Origin of the sequence: Nonomuraea sp. NPDC049695 (genome assembly GCF_040674955.1) — a bacterium.
GTDB classification, from domain to species: domain Bacteria; phylum Actinomycetota; class Actinomycetes; order Streptosporangiales; family Streptosporangiaceae; genus Nonomuraea; species Nonomuraea helvata.
On record NZ_JBFANV010000089.1, the window covers coordinates 1 to 17715 of the forward strand.

The following is a 17715-nucleotide window of genomic DNA, read 5'->3' on the forward strand; positions in this document are numbered from 1 at the left end:
CAGCAGCCGGGCGATCTCCCACTCCTGGGCCGGCAGCATCACGGCGTTGCGCACGTCGTCGAGCAGCCCCTCGGCGTTGACCCGGGACTCGGTGACGGCGGCGATGGCGCGCTGGGCGCGGGACAGGAGGCGGGCGGAGGACTCGTCGAGGTCCTCCACGAGCACGTAACGCCCCTCGTACAAGCGCAGCTGCTCGTACACCTCGCGCTCGTGCTCCTCCTCCTCTTCCCCCGGCTCGTCGGTGCGGACGAACAGCGCGATCATCAAGGGGATGCCGAGGAGCACGAGCATGAATCCGAGGCCCCGGCCCACCCATCCGATGCCGGACAGCACCCCGAAGAAGATCATCGACCCGACCATCGCCATCATGCGGTAGTGCGTGCTCGACATGGCCCGCTTCGACTCGGGGGCCCAGCCCTGGCGCATCTTGATCAGCACCCGGCGGCTCTCCCGGAGCAGCTGCGCGTCATCCGGCGGCACCTCGGGGTCAACCACCACATCAGCCACAAATCCGGATACTAAGGGAAGTCACCCCTTAAGGTGGCGAAAAGCTTCATGCGCGGAGCTGACGCTGTCGCGTAGTGCCTGCTCCAGGCGGTCGGCGTCGTCGGACAGTCTGCTCAGCTCGGGCATGGACGACCCGTCGGCGCCCGACTCGGCGAGGAGTTCCTCGTAGCGGGGCAGCTTGGCGCTGAGGCGCTCGATCTGGTAGCGGGCGCGGTAGGCGCGCTCGGCGTCGGCGACGTGGCCCGCGTAACGTTCCAGTGCCTCGACGCGGGCCAGCACCGCCTGCTGGCTGCTGTCGAGCGCCTGGGCGAGGGGCTCGGCGACGGCGGCGACCTCGGGGGTGAGGCCCTCCGAGACGACCTCCTGGTGCTCGGCCCGCAGCTCCGACAGCTTGGTCAGCAGCCGGGCGATCTCCCACTCCTGGGCCGGCAGCATCACGGCGTTGCGCACGCCGTCGAGCAGGCCCTCCGTGTTGACGCTGGAGTACATGACCTGGTCGATGGCCCCCTGGGCGCGGGTCATCAGGGCTCTGGCGGGCTCGTCGAGCTGCTCGCGGAGCACATAGTGGCCCTCGTGCCTGCCCGCGCTGTCGTAGACCTCCCGCTCCAGGGCGTGCGTGCGCTCCACCTCGGCGTCGGGCCTGGGCCTGAGCAGGACGCCGACGATCAGCAGGGCCGAGCACGTCATGATCACGACGAAGGGCGGGTAGCGTTCGGCGACGAAGAGCGTCAGGCCGTAGACGGCCGCCGCCACGGCGGTCACCGTCGCCGCGATCCGGGCGGCGAGGCCGAGGAGGGGGCTCGAAAGGGAGCGGCGGCGCTTGTGCGCGGGCACCCAGCCGGCGTGGATGCGTAACAGGAGCTTGCGGTTGTCACGTAAGAGGGCCGCGACATCGTCGGGCACCGCCGGATCGACTATCACCTTGGCATGACGTCCGGGCACGTTTGTGATCCTATGCGGATTAGTCAACCTTCGAGGTAGCGAAAGGCCTCGTGGGCGGACTGGACGCTGCGTCGTAAGGTGCGTTCGAGCACGTCGGCGTCGTCGGTCAGCCGCTCGATCTCGGGTACGGCGAGCGAGTCCGCACCCGACTCGGCCAGCAGCTCCTCGTAGCGCGGCAGCCGGGCGCGCAGCTCCTCGATCTGGCTGCGGGCGTGGAAGGCCCGCTCGGCGTCGGCCACGTTGGACGCGTAACGTTCCAGCGCCTCCACGCGGGCGAGCACGGCGGCCTCGCTGTTGACCAGCGCGCGCTCGAGCGGCTCGATCACCGCGGCGACCTCGGGCGCGATGCCCCTGGCCAGCAGCTCCCTGTGCTCCACACGCAGCGCCGAGAGCTTGGCGAGCAGGCGGGCGATCTCCCACTCCTGGGCGGGCAGCATCACGGCGTTGCGGGCGTCGTCGAGCAGCCCTTCGGCGTTGACGTGGGAGCGCAGCACGGATCCGATGGCGCGCTGGGCCCTGAGCAGGACGGCCCTGGCCTCCTGGTCGAAGTCCTCGGGGAGCAGGTAGCGGCCGTCGTACCAGCGGGCCTGCTCGTACACGCCGCGATCGTAGGGCCGGCGGCCCTCCGTCACCTCGTTCATGGTGGCGATCCTGACGAGGACGATGAAGACGTACGTGCCGAGCAGCACGAATCCGGCCGCCCTGATCGGCGACGCGAGCAGGACGGCCATGAGGGCGATCATGACGGGGGTGGCGGCCAGGAGCGCCGCACTGGTGGGGCTCTTGGGCCGCGGCGAGGGCACCTCGGCGGGCGGCACCCATCCGGCCCTGATCCTGGACAGCAGCGGGGCGTTGGCACGCAGCAGTCCGGCAACTTCCGGAGATACTCCGGGATCGACGACCACACCCACGCTCTGTCCTGGCACCCTGGCGCCCCCAACGCTCGTGATGTTCGTGATATTACGTAACATTCCACCGAAGTGTCAGCCTCTGAAAGGTCAGACGGGGGAACCACAGAGCTCGCTCAGAGGGCGCTTCCAGGACGGCGGGCAGGCATCACCACGGCCTCCACCAGCACCGCAGCGGCCGCCCCCGCCCCTTTGGACGCGTGAGGCGCGCTCGCCGATGCTCTCCGGCGCGCAACATGATCGTAGCCATCGGGATAATGCGGGCCCGCTCGTCAGCGACGGGTCCCGTGCACGGTCAGCGCCGCGGCCACGCAGGCGACCGGGATGGCGGGCAGGACGTACCGGTGGTCGAAGTCGAGCGCGGCCACCGGCGCGACGAGCAGGAACATCGCGAACGACCACGGCAGCGCGACCGGACGGCGGCGCACCACCGCACCCACTCCCCCGGCCAGCAGCAGGACGCCGAAGAGCGTGCCGTGCAGGAACCACGGGTACGGGTAGGCGGCCAGCACCGAGGCGAAGGGCTCGACCGAGCGCATGCCGCGAATATCCGGGTCGTAGTCGTTGCGCACCTGGTCGATGAGAGGGTATCCCGAGGGGAGCGGCCACGTGCCGCGCGAGAAGGCCGTGGACGGGGTCATCCGCTTCGGGTGGGCGACGGGCTCCCAGGTGAAGGCGAGCGAGGTGTCGCGGACGACCTCGCGCAGGTAGTCCAGGGGCTGCGCGGCGATGGCTCTGAGCGCGAACGACCTGGCCAGGTCGTTGTGGGCGAACCGGTCGCCGGGCAGGCGGTTGAGCGAGGCCCGGGGGTCCCAGACGTACTCGGAGGCGGCGTCCAGGACGGTGCCGTTCGGGCAGAGCACGGCCTGCTCAGGGGGCGGCTTGATGATCGAGCAGTCGGCGAAGGTCATGGTGCGCGCCCACAGGGCGACGCCGTCCGAGCCGCTCAGCGCGAACCTGCCGTGGTGCTGGGCGTACCAGCCGGCGTAGGCGAGCAGCGGCAGCGTGCCCGCCACCGCCAGCGCGAGGGCCTGCCGCCACGACACGCGCCGCGCCAGCAGGTAGAGGGCGGCCAGGCCGATCAGCGGCACGGTGGCGGTACGGGTCAGGCCGGCGAGCGCGAGGAGCACCCCCGCGACCGCAGCGGCCCGCGTGGACGCCTCGGGCCGCAGCAGCAGCACGAGCAGCGCGGCCACGATGAGGAAGATGACCTGCGTGTCCGACAGCACGGCGTGCTCCAGCCGGACGAACGCCGGGTCGAACAGCACCGGCGCCGCCGCCAGCGCCGCGCCCCAGCCCGGCAGCGACCGGCGGCGCAGCAGCAGGTAGATCATCGCCCCGGTGGCCAGCCCCATCACGTGCTGCACGCCCACGACCAGCTCCACGCTGTGGAAGGGCCGCAGCGCCCACAGGAACCATGAATAGCCCGCCGGGTGGAACGCGCCCTGCGGTCGCATGTGCGCGGCCGTGTCCAGGTAGGTGAACGAGTCGTACCAGTAGAGCCGTGCCGTGTCGTACCCCAGCATGACCAGCACGCGCAGCGCGGCGGCGAGGACGAGCACGCACCCGAACAGCCCATGAGCGCGCAGGAGGCTCGGACGTTCCAGGCGCGCCCCCACGAGCGTGGACGTCATGGCCTTCTCCCCGAGAAGAGCCGGGCGGATCCCGACTTCGGGCGGCCAGTCCAGTGCGTCGCCTATAACCTGATCGTCACTGATATTGGTTATGCGCGCGTTATGCCGTTCGGAGCAGACTGGCGGCTTTTAGATCTTTTGGGGGCGTGGTGCGCGTTTTGGTCGCCGAGGACGAGCGGATGCTCGCCGACTCGATCGCCGAGGGGTTACGGGGAGAGGCACTGGCCGTCGATGTCGCCTATGACGGGGACGCGGCGCTCGAACGGCTCGGTGTGCACGACTACGACGTGCTGATCCTCGACCGGGACCTGCCGATGGTGCACGGCGACGAGGTGTGCAGGACCGTGGTCGAGCAGGGCTGGCTGGTGCGGGTGCTCATGCTGACCGCCGCGGGCGACGTGCGGGCCCGGGTGGCCGGGCTGTCGCTGGGGGCCGACGACTACCTGCCCAAGCCGTTCGCGTTCGAGGAGCTGGTGGCCCGGGTGCACGCGCTCGGGCGGCGGGCCAGGCGGGCCGACCCGCCGATGCTGGAGCGGGCGGGGGTGCGGCTGGACTGGGCGCACCGGCAGGTGTTCAGGGAGGGCAGGTACGTGCCGCTCGCCCGCAAGGAGTTCGGCGTGCTGGCGGAGCTGCTGCGCGCCCAGGGGGCCGTGGTGTCGGCCGAGACGTTGCTGGAGAAGGTGTGGGACGAGCACATCGACCCGTTCACGAACACGGTGCGCACGACGATGATGAAGCTGCGCAAGAAGCTCGGCGAGCCGCAGGTCATCGAGACCGTGCCCGGATCGGGGTATCGCATCCCATGAGCATGCGTCTGCGGTTCGCGCTGGCCTGCGCGGGCGTCTTCTTCGTGATCGCCGGGACCGCACTGGTCTCCGTCTACTTCGTCGTCCGGGCAAGCCTGCAATACCGGGCGAGCCTGTTCACTCCCAACTCGATCGTGCTTCCCGACGATCGATGGGGCTGGCTGTCGAGCCAGCGTTTCGATGACGGTTATGAGCTCGCCCGGAAGTTCGCACTCAAGGTGCACGGCACCTACCAGGACAGTGTCCTCGGCAACCTGCGTAACGCCGGTGTGCTGAGCGTGCTCGCCGGCACGGGGCTCGCGTTCGGGGTGGGCTGGCGGACGGCCGGCATGGTGCTCCGCCCGCTCAGGAACGTCACCGACACCGCCCGCCGCATCGCCCAGAATCACGACCTGAGCGAGCGCATCGGGTACAAGGGCTCGCGCGACGAGATCAAGGAGCTGACCGACAGCTACGACGTGATGCTCGACCGCCTCGCGCGCTCGTTCGACGGGCAGCGCAGGTTCGTCGCGAACGCCTCGCACGAGCTGCGCACCCCGCTCACCATCAACAGGACGCTCGTGGACGTCGCCGTGCGCCGGCCGGACGCGACCGACGACGTCAAGCGGCTCGGCGAGTCGCTGCTGCTGGTCAACGCCCGCCACGAGCGCCTCATCGACGGGCTGCTGGCGCTCACCGAGGGCGAGCAGGCGGTGCTGGACCGGCGGCCGTTCGACCTGGCCGACGTGGCCGAGCACGTGCTGGACCAGGCGGCGGGCGAGGCGGCCGAGCGCGAGGTGATCATGCACCGGCTGCTCGACCCCGCTCCGACGGCGGGCGAGGCGGTGCTGGTGGAGCGGCTGGTGCAGAACCTGGTCGAGAACGCCATCAGGCACAACCACCCGAAGGGCGAGGTGTGGGTGACGACCCGGCGGCGGGCCGATTGGGTCGAGCTGGTCGTGGCCAACACGGGGCTGCAGGTGCCGTCGTACGAGATCGAGACGATCTTCGAGCCGTTCCGGCGGCTGCACGGCGACCGGCTGCGCTCGGACCGGGGCAGCGGGCTGGGCCTGTCGATCGTACGGGTGATCGCCGAGGCGCACGGCGGCACGGTCACGGCCACGCCCAGGGACGAGGGCGGGCTGACGATCAGCGTCGAGCTGCCCGTCCACTCCGAGGGCGGCTCAGTCTAGGCCCTGGATCTCCCAGAGCGCCGTCTCCGGTATGCCGGCCTTGACGAGCTGCTCCCACGTGCCCATCCGGTCGGCCGGGTCGGCGAGCATGGCCCGTAGCAGCGGCCGCAGCTCCGCGTGGTCGGACCCGTCCTCCGCCCACATCGCCCCGAGCGCCCGGTGCATGGCGGGCGAGCGCACGGCCACCGTCCGCACCAGCTCCTCCAGGATCGCCAGGCGGTCCCGGTACGGCAGGAAGCGGCCCTCCCCCAGAGCCCGCATCAGCAGGTCGAGCAGCCGCCGGTGGCGGGGCGTGTGGCCGGTGGCGACCGCGACGACGACGTCGCCCATGCCGCCCGCCCCGTCGCCGCCGAGCACGACGTCCTCCTTGCCGTCCTCGACCACGCGCTGCGCCGACAGCGCGGTGACCAGCCCGGTCCAGCCCTCCTGGCCGAGCTGCCCCTTCCACAGGTGGCTGAGCGAGGACCACTGCTCCAGGTGGTCGGGGCCGGGCAGGATCGACGAGACGCGGACCGGCTCCTCGGACGCGCAGACGATGAGCAGGGTCAGGTTCGCGGAGTAGGCGGCCAGGCGGCGGGTCAGCGTGTGGCGTACGGGCCGGAATCCGGTGAAGTGGCGGCGCGGCCGCTCGTGCAGCGACCGGCGCAGCAGCCCGGCCAGCAGCTCCACGCAGCGGGCCCGCACGGCGGAGGGCACCTCCTCCAGCAGCTCCAGGACGAACCCCACGGTCGGGCCGCGCTCGGCCAGGCACGAGTGGGACGTGACCGCGTACAGCAGGTCGTCGTCCACGGCCTGCACCACCGCGAGCGGCTCGTCCCCCGCCAGGCGGCGCCTCCTGTCGAGGTCGCGCAGCGCGTAGACGGCCAGCCAGGCCACCAGGAACTCGCCGAACGTGGCGTGCAGGAACGCGTAACCGGTCCTGGGGCCGGTCCCGCGCACGAAGAAGAACCGCTCGGTGGCCTTGCGCGCCCAGTCGATCCGGTCCTCGTCGTCCGGCTCGTCCTCGCCGCCGTGGCAGAGGGCCGGCAGGTCGCGCTCGAGCGCCTCGTCGGTGATGAGCTGGCGGCCGCGGGCGAGCATGGACAGCGCCACCGCGCCGAGCAGGACCAGCTCCTGGTCGATGGCCACCCGCCGCACGCCGCCTGTCTCGCGCTCGGTGTAGTCGCGCAGCAGCACCTCGTACAGGCGGGCGCGGCCGAGCGGCCCGTGGTCGTGCTGGAGCGCGTTGCCTCCCGCGTCGTAGAGGGCGAGCAGCAACAGCAGCAGCGGCTGCCTGGCCATCTCGCCGTGGACCAGCGCCGCCTCGGCGGGCAGGGGCTTGAGTTCGCGGCGGGCGAGCAGGGCGCGGTTGGCCTGGTCCCAGATGGTCAGCCACTGCCGCACCTGGTCGTCGTCGAACGGCTGGAGCTGCAGCCCCAGCAGCCCCTCGGGCAGGCGCATCCGTTCGGCCACCACCGTGCGGCTGGTCACGATCACCGCCGCCGGACGGCCCAGCTCCGCCTCCCTGGCCTGGAACTCCTGCACGCGTTCGAGATAGTCGTAGCGGTTGACGCCGCCCTGCACCAGCTCGTCGAACCCGTCGAGGAGGATCACCGGCATGGCCCCGTCCGCGGCCGTCACCAGCTCGGCGTAGCCCACCTCCTCCCCCAGCACGGCCGCGAGCGCCTGCTCGATCTGCTCGGTGACGCCCGCCCGCGCGGCCACACTGCCCAGCTCCACCCTGATCGGCAGGAACTCGGACCTGGCCAGCCGCGCGGCGAACACCTCGGTCAGCTTGGTCTTGCCCGAGCCGGGCTCGCCCAGCACGAGCAGCGGCGCCTGGGTGGCGCGCAGCGAGGTGAGGTGGCCGACCAGGAACGCCTCGGTGTCGGGCAGCAGCCGCTGCTCCTCCCACCAGCTCAGCTGCGCGGGCGCGGCCTCGCGGGTCAGCTCGGCGACCCGGAAGCGGGGGCTGAGGTAGCCCTCGCCGAGCAGCGGGAGCGAGACGGCCTCGGGGAGCTTTCCGGCCAGCAGCAGCGGCCGGTCGAGCAGGTTGGCGGCCATCCTGGCCAGATGGATCATGGGGCGGTCGCCGACCCGCGGCGGGGCCAGCTCGGCCAGCAGCCAGGCCACCCGCGACAGCGCCGTGGCGGGCGGCGGCTTCTCGGTGACGAGGCTGCGCACCCCGAACTCGTGGCTGTCGAGCGCCAGCGACCGGTAGTCCTCGTCGTAGATGCGCAGCGCGTGCGCGGGCGGGCCCTCGGCGAGCATGCGAGGCAGCAGGAGCTGGTCGTCCACGGAGAGCTCGTCCCAGAGGGCCAGGCCGCTCACGTATCCGGTCAGGGCCTCGGACATGCGCAGGTAGGCACGTTCCACGGCCAGCCGGGTCCCGGCGTACGGCACGTGCGGCTCGGGCGTGGGCAGCCGCTCCAGGAGCAGGCTCGCCACCAGCCTGGCGAACCGCTCGGGCGTCGGCACCCCGTGGGAGATCTTGTCGCCGCGGTCGAGCTTGTCGAGCGTGAACGGCAGCTTCGCCTCGCCGAGCGCCTCGAAGTAGGCGGAGACGACGATCACGGCGTGCGCGGCGGCCAGCCGCTGCGTGCGGGTGAACCGGTCGACGCCGCTCTTCAGCTCCGGCATGCGGCGTACGACGTCCTCGCCGTACAGGGCGATGCTGTTGCGCAGGTCGGCCAGGCCGGCGGCGAGCTGCCCCGCGCCGGCAAGCGCCCAGCCGGTGCGCGCCGCCGCCGAGGCGAACCCGATCACCTTGACGAGCCTGGCGTCCTTGCATCCGAGGATCCTCAGGGCGTCGGCGTAGCTCGGGGTCTCGATCATGTGCCTTCTCCCGGGGACTGGGATGTCCCATCATGCGCCGTACGGGCGGACTTTTCGGCGGAAGTTACCGGCCCGTCATGTTCGCTTCACGGCCTCCGCGATCTCCGGCAGCGCCGCCGGATCCTCGATGGTGGACGGCGTGGTGTACGGGTGGCCGTCGGCGATGTCCCGCATCGTGGCGCGCAGGATCTTGCCCGATCGCGTCTTCGGCAGCCGGGACACCACGACGGCGCGGCGGAAGGCGGCGACAGGGCCGATGCGCTCGCGTACGAGGGCGGTCAGCTCGCGCTCCAGCTCCGCCGGGTCGCGCACGGCCCCGGCCTTGAGCACCACGAAGCCGACGGGGAGCTGGCCCTTCAGCTGGTCGGCCACGCCGATCACGGCGCACTCGGCCACGTCGGGATGAGAGGCGATGACCTCCTCCATCGAGCCGGTCGAGAGCCGGTGGCCGGCGACGTTGATCACGTCGTCTATGCGGCCCATGATGTACAGGTAGCCGTCGGCGTCCACGTGGCCGCCGTCGCCCGTGAGGTAGTGGCCGGGGTAGCGCTCCAGGTAGGAGCGGGCGAAGCGGGCCTCGTCACGGTAGAGCGTGGGCAGCGCGCCGGGCGGGAGCGGCAGCTTGACGGTGACGGCGCCGTCCACACCGGGCGGGCACTCGTTGCCGTCGGGGTCGAGGATGCGTACGTCCCAGCCGGGGACGGGCTTGGTGGGCGAGCCCGGTTTGAGCGGCAGCCGTTCGAGGCCGACGCAGTCGGCGGCGATGGGCCAGCCGGTCTCGGTCTGCCACCAGTGGTCGATGACGGGGATGCCGAGCAGGTCGGAGGCCCAGTGGTAGGTGTCGGGGTCGAGGCGCTCGCCGGCCAGGAAGAGGTAACGCAGCCCGGACAGATCATGCTTTTTCGCGAAATCTCCGGATGGGTCCTCTTTTTTGATGGCCCGGAGCGCGGTCGGCGCGGTGAACAGCGTCCGGACCCCGTGCGCGGCCACCACCCGCCAGAACGCGCCCGGGTCGGGGGTGCCGACCGGTTTGCCCTCGTACAGCACGGTTGTGCAGCCCGCCAGCAGCGGCGCGTACACGATGTAGGAGTGGCCGACCACCCAGCCCACGTCGGAGGCGGCCCAGTAGACCTCGCCGGGGGCGGCGCCGTACACGTGGGACATGCTCCAGTGCAGCGCGACGGCGTGGCCGCCGTTGTCGCGCACGACGCCCTTGGGCATGCCGGTCGTGCCGGAGGTGTAGAGGACGTAGAGGGGGTCGGTGGCGGCCACGCTCACGCACGCGGCGGGCTCGGCCTCGCCCACCGCCTGCGCCCAGTCGAGATCGCGCCCCTCCTCGAGCCTGGCGGGGCACTGCGGCCGCTGGAGGATCACGCAGTGGCCGGGCCGGTGCTCGGCCTGCTCCAGCGCGGCGTCCAGCAGCGGCTTGTACGCCACCACCCTGGACGGTTCGATGCCGCAGGACGCCGAGAGCACCACCTTGGGCCTGGCGTGGTCGATCCGCACGGCCAGCTCCCTGGCCGCGAACCCGCCGAACACCACCGAGTGCACGGCCCCGAGCCGGGCGCAGGCCAGCATCGCGACCACGGCCTCCGGCACCATGGGCAGATAGATGACGACGGTGTCGCCCTTTTCCACGCCGAGATCCCTGAGCATCCCCGCGGTCCTGGCCACCTGGTCGAGCAGCTCGGCGTAGCTGAAGGTCGCCGTGGCGCCGGTGACGGGACTGTCGTAGATCAGCGCCACCTGGTCGCCGCGACCGGCCGCGACGTGCCGGTCCACCGCGTTGTGACAGGTGTTGAGCCGCCCGTCGGGGAACCATCGGCCGTCCGCGGTGACGGTGGCGGGGGCCACGTCCCAGTCGATGCCGCGCGCCGCCTCCGCCCAGAACGCGCCGGGGTCCTCGATGCTCCGCCGGTAAGCCTCGTCATAAGCGCCCACTTTTCGATCAGACCAGCCACCGCCCCCATGACGCAAGATATCCGGGTGACCGATGACATGATCCTTACCGTCGTCATGGGGTCGCGGGCGTACGGGCTCGAGACGGACGCCTCCGACACTGACAGGCGGGGCGTCTTCGTGGCGCCGACGGCCGCGTTCTGGCGGCTGGAGAAGCCGGCGACGCACCGGGACGGGCCGCTGCCCGAGCAGTTCTCGTGGGAGGTCGAGCGCTTCTGCGTCCTCGCACTCGAGGCCAACCCCACCGTGCTGGAGTGCCTGTGGTCCCCCATCGTGGAGGTGATCACGCCGGCCGGGCGGCGGCTGCGCGACCTGCGCGCGGCCTTCCTGTCGGAGCGGGCCCGGCAGTCGTTCGCCGGGTACGCCGAGGCGCAGTTCCGCCGGCTCGACCCGGCCGCGCCCAAGTGGAAGCAGGCCATGCACATGGTGCGGCTGCTGCTCAGCGGCCTGCACCTGGTGCGCCACGGGGAGCCGCTCGTTCAGGTGGGGCCGTACAGGGAGCGACTGCTGGCAATCCGGCGCGGCGAAGTGCCGTGGGCGGAGGTGGACGCCTGGCGGGCGGAGCTGTCCGCCGAGGTGGCCGCGGCACCCGGCGTGCTGCCGGAGCGGCCGGATCGGGAGCGGGTGGAGGATTTCCTGGTGAGCGTGCGCAAGGAGTTCCTGTGAACCTGCCCGGATGGCTGGCTGAGGTGGCTGGGGAGCAGCCGTACCCGCTGGTGTTCGCGACGGTGAGCGGGGCTCACCTGTACGGGTTCCCCTCGGTGGACTCGGACGTGGACCTGCGGGGCGTGCACGTGCTGCCGGTCGAGGAGGTGGCGGGGCTGCGGCACGGGCCGGAGACGCTGGAGCGGATGTGGACGCGCGACGGCGTGGAGGTGGATCTCGTCACGCACGACCTGGCCAAGTTCTGCCGGTTGCTGCTGGGGCGCAACGGCTACGTGCTCGAGCAGTTGCTGTCGCCGCTGGTCGTGACGTCGTCGCCGGTGCACGAGGAGCTGGTGGCGCTCGCCCCCGGCTGCCTGACGCGGCATCACGCCCACCACTACCTGGGGTTCGCGCGTACGCAGTGGCGGCTGTTCACGAAGAGCGGGGAGCTCAAGCCGCTGCTCTACACCTTCCGCGTGCTGGCCACCGGGACGCATCTCATGCGTACCGGAGAGCTGGAGGCCGACCTGACGCGCCTGTACGAGTACGGGCCCGCGTACCTGCCCGACCTGGTCGCCGCCAAGCGGGAGGCCGAGCACGGGCCGGCGCCGTCCGCGCCCGGGCTGGAGTCGGATGTGGAGCGGATGACCGGGGAACTGGAGCGCGCCCGGGACGGCTCGGCGCTGCCCGAGCGCGCGACCGCCGCGGACGCGCTGCACGACCTGGTGCTGCGCGCCCGGGCGCGGGGCCCAGTGGTGGACACGGCGGCGGGGTGAGGATGGAGCGCGCGTGCGCCAGGTGCACCTGGCGCAGCGTCTCGAGCGGGCCGCCGCAGCCGATCCTGGCAAGGTACGCGTCGAGGTCGGGCTTCTCGACGTCCCATGTCATGAGGTCGACGATGACGCGTGCGACGGCCCGCGCGCGTCACGCGTTCACGGGATCCGGCGACAGGACGAGCCTGACGGCGAAGTTGCGGTACCCGGCCCGTTCGAACGCCCTGGCCATCGGGACGTTGCCGGCGTCGGTGTCCGCCGCGATCCGCCGGACCCCGCGCTCGGCGAGGAACCGGGTGATCTCGGCGAGCAGGTCGTCGACGTAACCGTGGCCGCGGTGCTCGGGCACCACGCCGAGGTAGCCGACCACCGGCCCGCCGTTGTTGGCCGACGGCAGGGCGACCCCGACGAGGTCCCCGCTCTTGTCGTACGCCAGCCGCCACCACGACCGGTCGCCCGGCATGGACTTGTAGTCGTGGACGTCCTCGCGGGCCTGCGCCACGGGGTCCATGGTGGCCAGGGCCTGCCGGGTGTGGAAGTCGAGCGTCCCGGCGGCCACCCGGCGGAACGCCTCCACGAACGCCTCGTCGTCCTCCTCGCCGCGGAAGACGAGCCGGTCCGACGGCTCGGGCACGGGCCCGTCCGCCCACTCGTAGCGGAGCCGTTCCAGCTCGTGGGTGAGCCCGACGCGGCCCGCGGCCTCCCAGCGCCAGGCGATGGCCGCCGCGGCCTTGGGGTCGTCGCGCCAGCCGTTGCCGACGAACACGTGGTACTCGGGCGCCAGCCCGTACGCCTCGTGGGCGTGGCGCAGCAGCTCGGCGGCGAGGCCGACGCGGTCGGCGCGGTCGCTCACCGAGGGGTGGACGTAGACGCAGTCGAGCGCGAGCGGCTTGTCGCCGTCGGGGAAGCCCCACCAGACGGCGCGGGCCAGGATCTCGCCGTCGTCGGCGACGGCGAGCCAGATGCGGTCGAAACGGTAGTTGCCGTTCTCCAGGAACGAGAGCAGCCGTTCAGGATGCGCCCAGCTGATGGACTCGTCGACGACGCAGCCGAGCAGGCGGTCTAGATCTTCTTCGACCGCGGTGCGGAAAAGCACGATTCCTCCGAGAAGCAGAAGTGGACGGCGCAGTAAGCGCCCGAACCCATACCGAACATCTCAGCGCCCCCTTTCTTCCGACTTTTCGGTGTCAGGTGGCACTGTAGCGGAAATATCGCGACAGGATGGGCTCGTGAGGTCCTACGACGACACCCTGCCCCTGCAACCCCCGGTCCGGCTGCCGGAGGAGGCCACGCTCGCGGCAGCCGTACGCGCCGCTCCCCTGGCCGAGGAGCTGAAGCCGGAAGGCTCCGACGCGGAGGTGCTGGCCTTCTGGGCGGACCACTGCCGCGAACGGCTGGCCACCGACGAGGGGCTGCTGCTGGAGCTCATCAGGATGTTCCTGGCGCGCGAGCCGCATCCGGGCCGGGTGCCCGAGGAGCTGACCGGTCTGGGCCTGGTACGGCAGGCGGAGCCGTACACGCTGAGCTGGCTCGGCCTGTGGACGGCGCGGCTGATCATCGCGGAGACCACGGGGCAGGACGTCCCGGTCATGGGGTCGCTCGCGGACGCCGACGCGGCGGCGCTGCTGCACGGCCTGCGCTCCTATCCGGAGGCGGAGCGCGGCGAGGAGCTGGCGGGATGGCTCAAGGGGCGGGACACGGACGCGGCGGCGGCCGAGATCGCCTCGGTGCTCGGCACGGTGAGCCCGCTGAGCCGGGCGGTCGGCGTGGAGCTGCTGTCCTCGGACTTCGGGGAGTCCGGCCGGTCGGCGCTGTCGGGGCTGCTGGAGGAGCCCAGGCTCGGGGCGGTGATCGCCGCCAGGACGGGGCGCGAGGACCGGCAGCCCGCGCCGGGCGAGATCGCGTGGGTGCTGGTGGACATGGCGGCGGCGCTGCTGGAGTTCGGGGGTGAGACGGGCGAGGTGATCGAGTCCATCGCCATGGGGATGGGCGCCGAGGAGCAGGCGGGGACGATCGCCATCCTGGCGTTCGGGGACCATCCCTGGACGGGGCAGGTGCTGCGGGTGTTCATCGACCACCATCCCGACGAGCGGGTCGCCGCCGCGGCCCGCAAGGCCCTGCGCCGGCTGCACGGGCTGGCGGACGTGCACAACTGAAGGTTCTGTAGAGTCGGCTCGGTGACGACGCATTCGATCTTTCCGCAGTCCGGCATCCTGGGTGACGCGTTCGCCTGTGAGTGCGGCGCCGTGCTGGCCGGGCGGATGACGGCCGAGCTGCACGCCGTCGAGAACGGGCTGTGCTCGGTCTGCCTCGGCTCCGCCCAGGAGGAGGTGGCGCCCGGGCTGACGCAGGCCTGCACGGCGTGCGCGGCCACCGGGCGCCGCAAGGAGCAGATCACCTGGCAGCTCGCGTACGCCGAGGCCGAGCAGCTCATCACGTCGGCCGTCGTGCGCGGGGTCGTGGCGGGCTTCGAGGGGCCGTTCCACCTGTCCGAGATCGCCGACGCGGTGCGGGCCGGGCTGGGGCTGCCCGCGGGGCGGCTGCCGGTCGGGCCGCGGGTCCGCGACCTGCTGCTGGAGCTGCAGGCCGTGGGCGAGATCACCATGCTGTCGGCGCCCGACGAGATGATCGGCGCCGACATGGTCCTCTACCGCGACCCGCAGTGGCAGCGCGCCCGCACGCTCGGCCTGTGACCCGCCTCCACCACACCCGCACACTCGGCCTGTGACCGCCCTGCACCACACCCGCACGCTCGGCGTGTGAGACACGTGGGCGCCCGCTGCCCTGAGCCGCGGCTCCCGGGGCGTCAGGCGCGGCAGAGGATCTCGCCGTGCAGGACGGATATCCAGCCGTCCTCGGCCGCCGCCCACTTCAGCCAGCCCTCCGAGATCCGCCGCAGGTCGGCCTCCGTGGCGGCCCCGCTCGCCAGGGCCTGCTCGGCCATGGACGAGCTCAGGATCCGGTCCGCCCACATCCCGCCCCACCAGGCCCGGTCGTCAGGCGTCGCGAAGCACCAGGTGGACGAGGTGGCCGTCACGTCGGTGAAGCCCGCGGCCCTGGCCCACGACAGCAGCCGCCGCCCCGCGTCGGGCTCGCCGCCGTTGCCCCGGGCGACCTTCTGGTACAGCGCCATCCACTCGTCCAGCTCCGGCAGCAGCGGATACCACGCGAACGCCGAGTAGTCGCTGTCGCGCACCGCCGCATAACCGGTGGGCTTGGTCACCCTGCGCATCTCCCGCAGCGCCCGCACCGGGTCGCCCACGTGCTGCAGCACCTGGTGGGCGTGGACCACGCAGAACGTGTCATCGGGGAAGTCGAGCGCGTGGACGTCCGCGACGGCGAAGTCCACGTTCTCCACTCCCCTGGCGGTCAGCTCGGCCCTGGCCAGGCCGAGCGCCTCCTCGCTCACCTCGGACGCCGTCAGGTGCCCGACCAGCCCCGCCAGGTCGGCGGTGATCGTGCCGGGGCCGCTGCCCACGTCCAGCACCTTCATGTGCGGCTTGAGGTGCGGCAGCAGGTACGCGGCCGAGTTCTCGGCAGTGCGCCAGCGGTGCGAGCGCAGCACCGACTCGTGGTGGCCATGCGTGTAGACGGCGTTCATCGCCAAGCTCCTTCGTTCCGCTCCGATGACGACCACACTAGCGCTCGTCTCATCATTCAAGAAGAATTGTCTTTATATATGAGACACGAGTCAGCCCTTGACGTGCGCGCCTCGCGGTCGAGGACCCGCCGAGCGCGCTGTTCACCGCCGACCAGCTACATGACGAAATCTGCCTTCTCGTTCCTGTCCGAACGCGACATCCCGATCCCCGACCAGGTGTCGCTGCTCGGGTTCGACGACCTGGAGTGGACCACGCTGGTGCGCCCGCGGATCTCCGTCGTCGTGCAGTCGGCGTACGACATGGGCCGGGCCGCGGCCGACCGTCTGTTCGCCCAGATCGGCGGGTCGGGCGCCGCCCAGGGGCGGCGCACCGTGGTGCCGACGCGCTTCCTCGAGCGCGAGAGCGTGGCGGCGGTCAGACGCTGAACTCCACTCCCTGGGCGAGCGGCAGCTCGCCGGAGTAGTTGATCGTGTTCGTGGCACGACGCATGTAGGCGCGCCAGGCGTCCGAGCCCGACTCGCGGCCGCCGCCGGTCTCCTTCTCGCCGCCGAACGCGCCGCCGATCTCGGCTCCGGAGGTGCCGATGTTGACGTTGACGATGCCGCAGTCGGAGCCCTCTGGCGACAGGAACAGCTCGGCCTCGGCCTGGTCGCGGGTGAAGATGCTGGACGACAGGCCCTGCGGCACCGCGTTGTTGAGCGCGATGGCCTCCTCCAGGGTCTCGTACGGCAGGACGTACAGGATGGGCGCGAACGTCTCCTGGGTCACGATCGGCGTCTGCTCCGCCATCCGCACCAGCGCCGGCTCGGCGTAGAAGGCGTCGGGCGCCTGGTCGGCGAAGCGGCGGCCGCCGCCAGCCACCAGCGTGCCGCCCTGCTCCACGGCGGCCTCCAGCGCGGCGCGCATGGCCGCGTGCGCCCGCCCGTTGACGAGCGGCCCGACCAGGGTGCCCGGCGCCATCGGGTTCCCGATCGGCAGCCGTCCGTAGGCGTCGGCGAGGCGCTCGACGAGCGCGTCGGCGACGTCGGTGTGCGCGATCACCCGGCGCATGGTGGTGCACCGCTGGCCGGCCGTCCCGGCGGCGGAGAACACGATGCCGCGCACGGCCAGATCCAGGTCCGCCGAGGGGCAGACCACGGCCGCGTTGTTGCCGCCGAGCTCCAGCAGCGACCGCCCGAACCTGGCGGCCACGCGCGGGCCCACCGCGCGGCCCATGCGCGTCGAGCCGGTGGCGCTGACCAGGGCGACCCCGGGGTGGTCCACGAGCGCCTCCCCGACGTCGGGGCCGCCGATGAGTACCTGGCTCAGGTACGCCGGCGCGCCCTGCTCGGCGGCGGCCCGCTCCAGCAGGGCCGCGCAGGCCAGGGCGGTCAGCGGCGCCAGCTCCGACGGCTTCCAGACGACCGGGTCGCCGCACACCAGGGCGATCGCCGTGTTCCACGACCAGACCGCCGCGGGGAAGTTGAACGCGCTGATCACCCCGACGACGCCCAGCGGATGCCAGGTCTCCATGAGCCGGTGGCCGGGCCGCTCGGAGCTGATCGTGCGCCCGTACAGCTGGCGGGACAGGCCCACCGCGAAGTCGCAGATGTCGATCATTTCCTGGACCTCGCCGAGCGCCTCGGAGGTGATCTTGCCGACCTCCAGGCTGATCAGCGTGGCGAGGTCCGTCTTGTGCTCCGACAGCAGCTCGCCCAGCCGCTTCACCAGCGCGCCCCGCGCCGGCGCGGGCACCGCCCGCCAGGTCAGGAACGCCTGCCTGGCGCGCGCGACGGCGTCATCGACGGCTCCGGCGTCCACCCAGTCCACCGTGGCCAGGCACGCGCCGTTGATGGGCGAGGTGATCGTGACGGCGCCGTCCGGCACCTCCACACCGCAGCGCTTGGCGGTCTCCCGCGCCATCGCGGCCAGTTCGTCGGCGCCAGGCAGCGTGTGCACCATCAAGTTCTCCCC

At 72.0% G+C, this 17715-nt stretch carries 15 protein-coding genes and 1 pseudogene; 7 read left to right on the forward strand and 9 right to left on the reverse strand.

Features of this window, described 5'->3' with window-relative positions; all coding sequences use genetic code 11:
* The 4 genes and pseudogenes from AB0J64_RS45710 to AB0J64_RS45725 form a co-directional block, all read right to left on the reverse strand.
* Nucleotides 1–507: pseudogene (locus AB0J64_RS45710) on the reverse strand (hypothetical protein); the annotation flags it as partial.
* A 21-nt stretch (nucleotides 508–528) separates the two neighbouring features.
* Nucleotides 529–1449: a hypothetical protein gene (locus AB0J64_RS45715; RefSeq protein ID WP_364042201.1), complete on the reverse strand. Its 921-nt coding sequence runs from the start codon at nucleotides 1447–1449 to the stop codon at nucleotides 529–531.
* Nucleotides 1450–1472: 23 nt separating this feature from the next.
* Entirely contained in the window at nucleotides 1473–2360 is an 888-nt protein-coding gene (locus tag AB0J64_RS45720) for a hypothetical protein (protein ID WP_364042203.1), read from the reverse strand.
* 269 nt (nucleotides 2361–2629) lie between these two features.
* Nucleotides 2630–3991, reverse strand: a complete 1362-nt coding sequence (locus AB0J64_RS45725; protein ID WP_364042205.1) for a glycosyltransferase family 39 protein — start codon at nucleotides 3989–3991, stop codon at nucleotides 2630–2632.
* A gap of 149 nt (nucleotides 3992–4140) precedes the next feature.
* Here AB0J64_RS45725 and AB0J64_RS45730 point away from each other — a divergent pair, with 149 nt between their 5' ends.
* Nucleotides 4141–4797 (forward strand): response regulator transcription factor, encoded by a 657-nt coding sequence (locus AB0J64_RS45730; protein WP_364042281.1) that lies wholly within the window; start codon nucleotides 4141–4143, stop codon nucleotides 4795–4797.
* On the forward strand, nucleotides 4794–5969 hold the full coding sequence (locus tag AB0J64_RS45735) for a HAMP domain-containing sensor histidine kinase (protein WP_364042207.1): 1176 nt from the start codon (nucleotides 4794–4796) through the stop codon (nucleotides 5967–5969). The genes AB0J64_RS45730 and AB0J64_RS45735 overlap by 4 nt, the downstream gene beginning before the upstream one ends.
* Here AB0J64_RS45735 and AB0J64_RS45740 read toward each other — a convergent pair.
* Nucleotides 5961–8783, reverse strand: a complete 2823-nt coding sequence (locus AB0J64_RS45740; RefSeq protein WP_364042209.1) for a hypothetical protein — start codon at nucleotides 8781–8783, stop codon at nucleotides 5961–5963. The two genes, AB0J64_RS45735 and AB0J64_RS45740, sit on opposite strands and share 9 nt — an antisense overlap.
* Before the next feature lie 75 nt (nucleotides 8784–8858).
* On the reverse strand, nucleotides 8859–10724 hold the full coding sequence (locus AB0J64_RS45745) for a propionyl-CoA synthetase (RefSeq protein ID WP_364042211.1): 1866 nt from the start codon (nucleotides 10722–10724) through the stop codon (nucleotides 8859–8861).
* Between the two features lie 45 nt (nucleotides 10725–10769).
* Here AB0J64_RS45745 and AB0J64_RS45750 point away from each other — a divergent pair, with 45 nt between their 5' ends.
* Both AB0J64_RS45750 and AB0J64_RS45755 read left to right on the forward strand, forming a co-directional pair.
* Nucleotides 10770–11408 (forward strand): nucleotidyltransferase domain-containing protein, encoded by a 639-nt coding sequence (locus AB0J64_RS45750; RefSeq protein ID WP_364042213.1) that lies wholly within the window; start codon nucleotides 10770–10772, stop codon nucleotides 11406–11408.
* Entirely contained in the window at nucleotides 11405–12163 is a 759-nt protein-coding gene (locus AB0J64_RS45755; RefSeq protein WP_364042215.1) for a nucleotidyltransferase domain-containing protein, read from the forward strand. Before AB0J64_RS45750 ends, AB0J64_RS45755 begins: the two co-directional genes overlap by 4 nt.
* Before the next feature lie 148 nt (nucleotides 12164–12311).
* Here the strand turns inward: AB0J64_RS45755 and AB0J64_RS45760 are convergent, their stop codons facing one another.
* Entirely contained in the window at nucleotides 12312–13256 is a 945-nt protein-coding gene (locus AB0J64_RS45760; protein WP_364042217.1) for a GNAT family N-acetyltransferase, read from the reverse strand.
* A gap of 133 nt (nucleotides 13257–13389) precedes the next feature.
* Between AB0J64_RS45760 and AB0J64_RS45765 the strand changes: the two genes are divergently transcribed.
* The gene (locus AB0J64_RS45765; protein WP_364042219.1) at nucleotides 13390–14316 is read left to right on the forward strand and encodes a hypothetical protein; all 927 of its coding nucleotides are present in this window, start codon (nucleotides 13390–13392) and stop codon (nucleotides 14314–14316) included.
* A gap of 21 nt (nucleotides 14317–14337) precedes the next feature.
* Nucleotides 14338–14853 (forward strand): hypothetical protein, encoded by a 516-nt coding sequence (locus tag AB0J64_RS45770; protein ID WP_364042221.1) that lies wholly within the window; start codon nucleotides 14338–14340, stop codon nucleotides 14851–14853.
* Between the two features lie 113 nt (nucleotides 14854–14966).
* Here the strand turns inward: AB0J64_RS45770 and AB0J64_RS45775 are convergent, their stop codons facing one another.
* The gene (locus tag AB0J64_RS45775; RefSeq protein WP_364042223.1) at nucleotides 14967–15761 is read right to left on the reverse strand and encodes a methyltransferase domain-containing protein; all 795 of its coding nucleotides are present in this window, start codon (nucleotides 15759–15761) and stop codon (nucleotides 14967–14969) included.
* A gap of 159 nt (nucleotides 15762–15920) precedes the next feature.
* On the opposite strand from AB0J64_RS45775, the gene AB0J64_RS45780 reads away from it, so the two are divergent.
* Nucleotides 15921–16187: a substrate-binding domain-containing protein gene (locus AB0J64_RS45780; RefSeq protein ID WP_364042225.1), complete on the forward strand. Its 267-nt coding sequence runs from the start codon at nucleotides 15921–15923 to the stop codon at nucleotides 16185–16187.
* On the opposite strand, the gene AB0J64_RS45785 is transcribed toward AB0J64_RS45780, so the two are convergent.
* Nucleotides 16177–17703, reverse strand: a complete 1527-nt coding sequence (locus AB0J64_RS45785) for an aldehyde dehydrogenase family protein (protein ID WP_364042227.1) — start codon at nucleotides 17701–17703, stop codon at nucleotides 16177–16179. The two genes, AB0J64_RS45780 and AB0J64_RS45785, sit on opposite strands and share 11 nt — an antisense overlap.
* Between the last annotated feature and the right edge of the window lie 12 nt (nucleotides 17704–17715).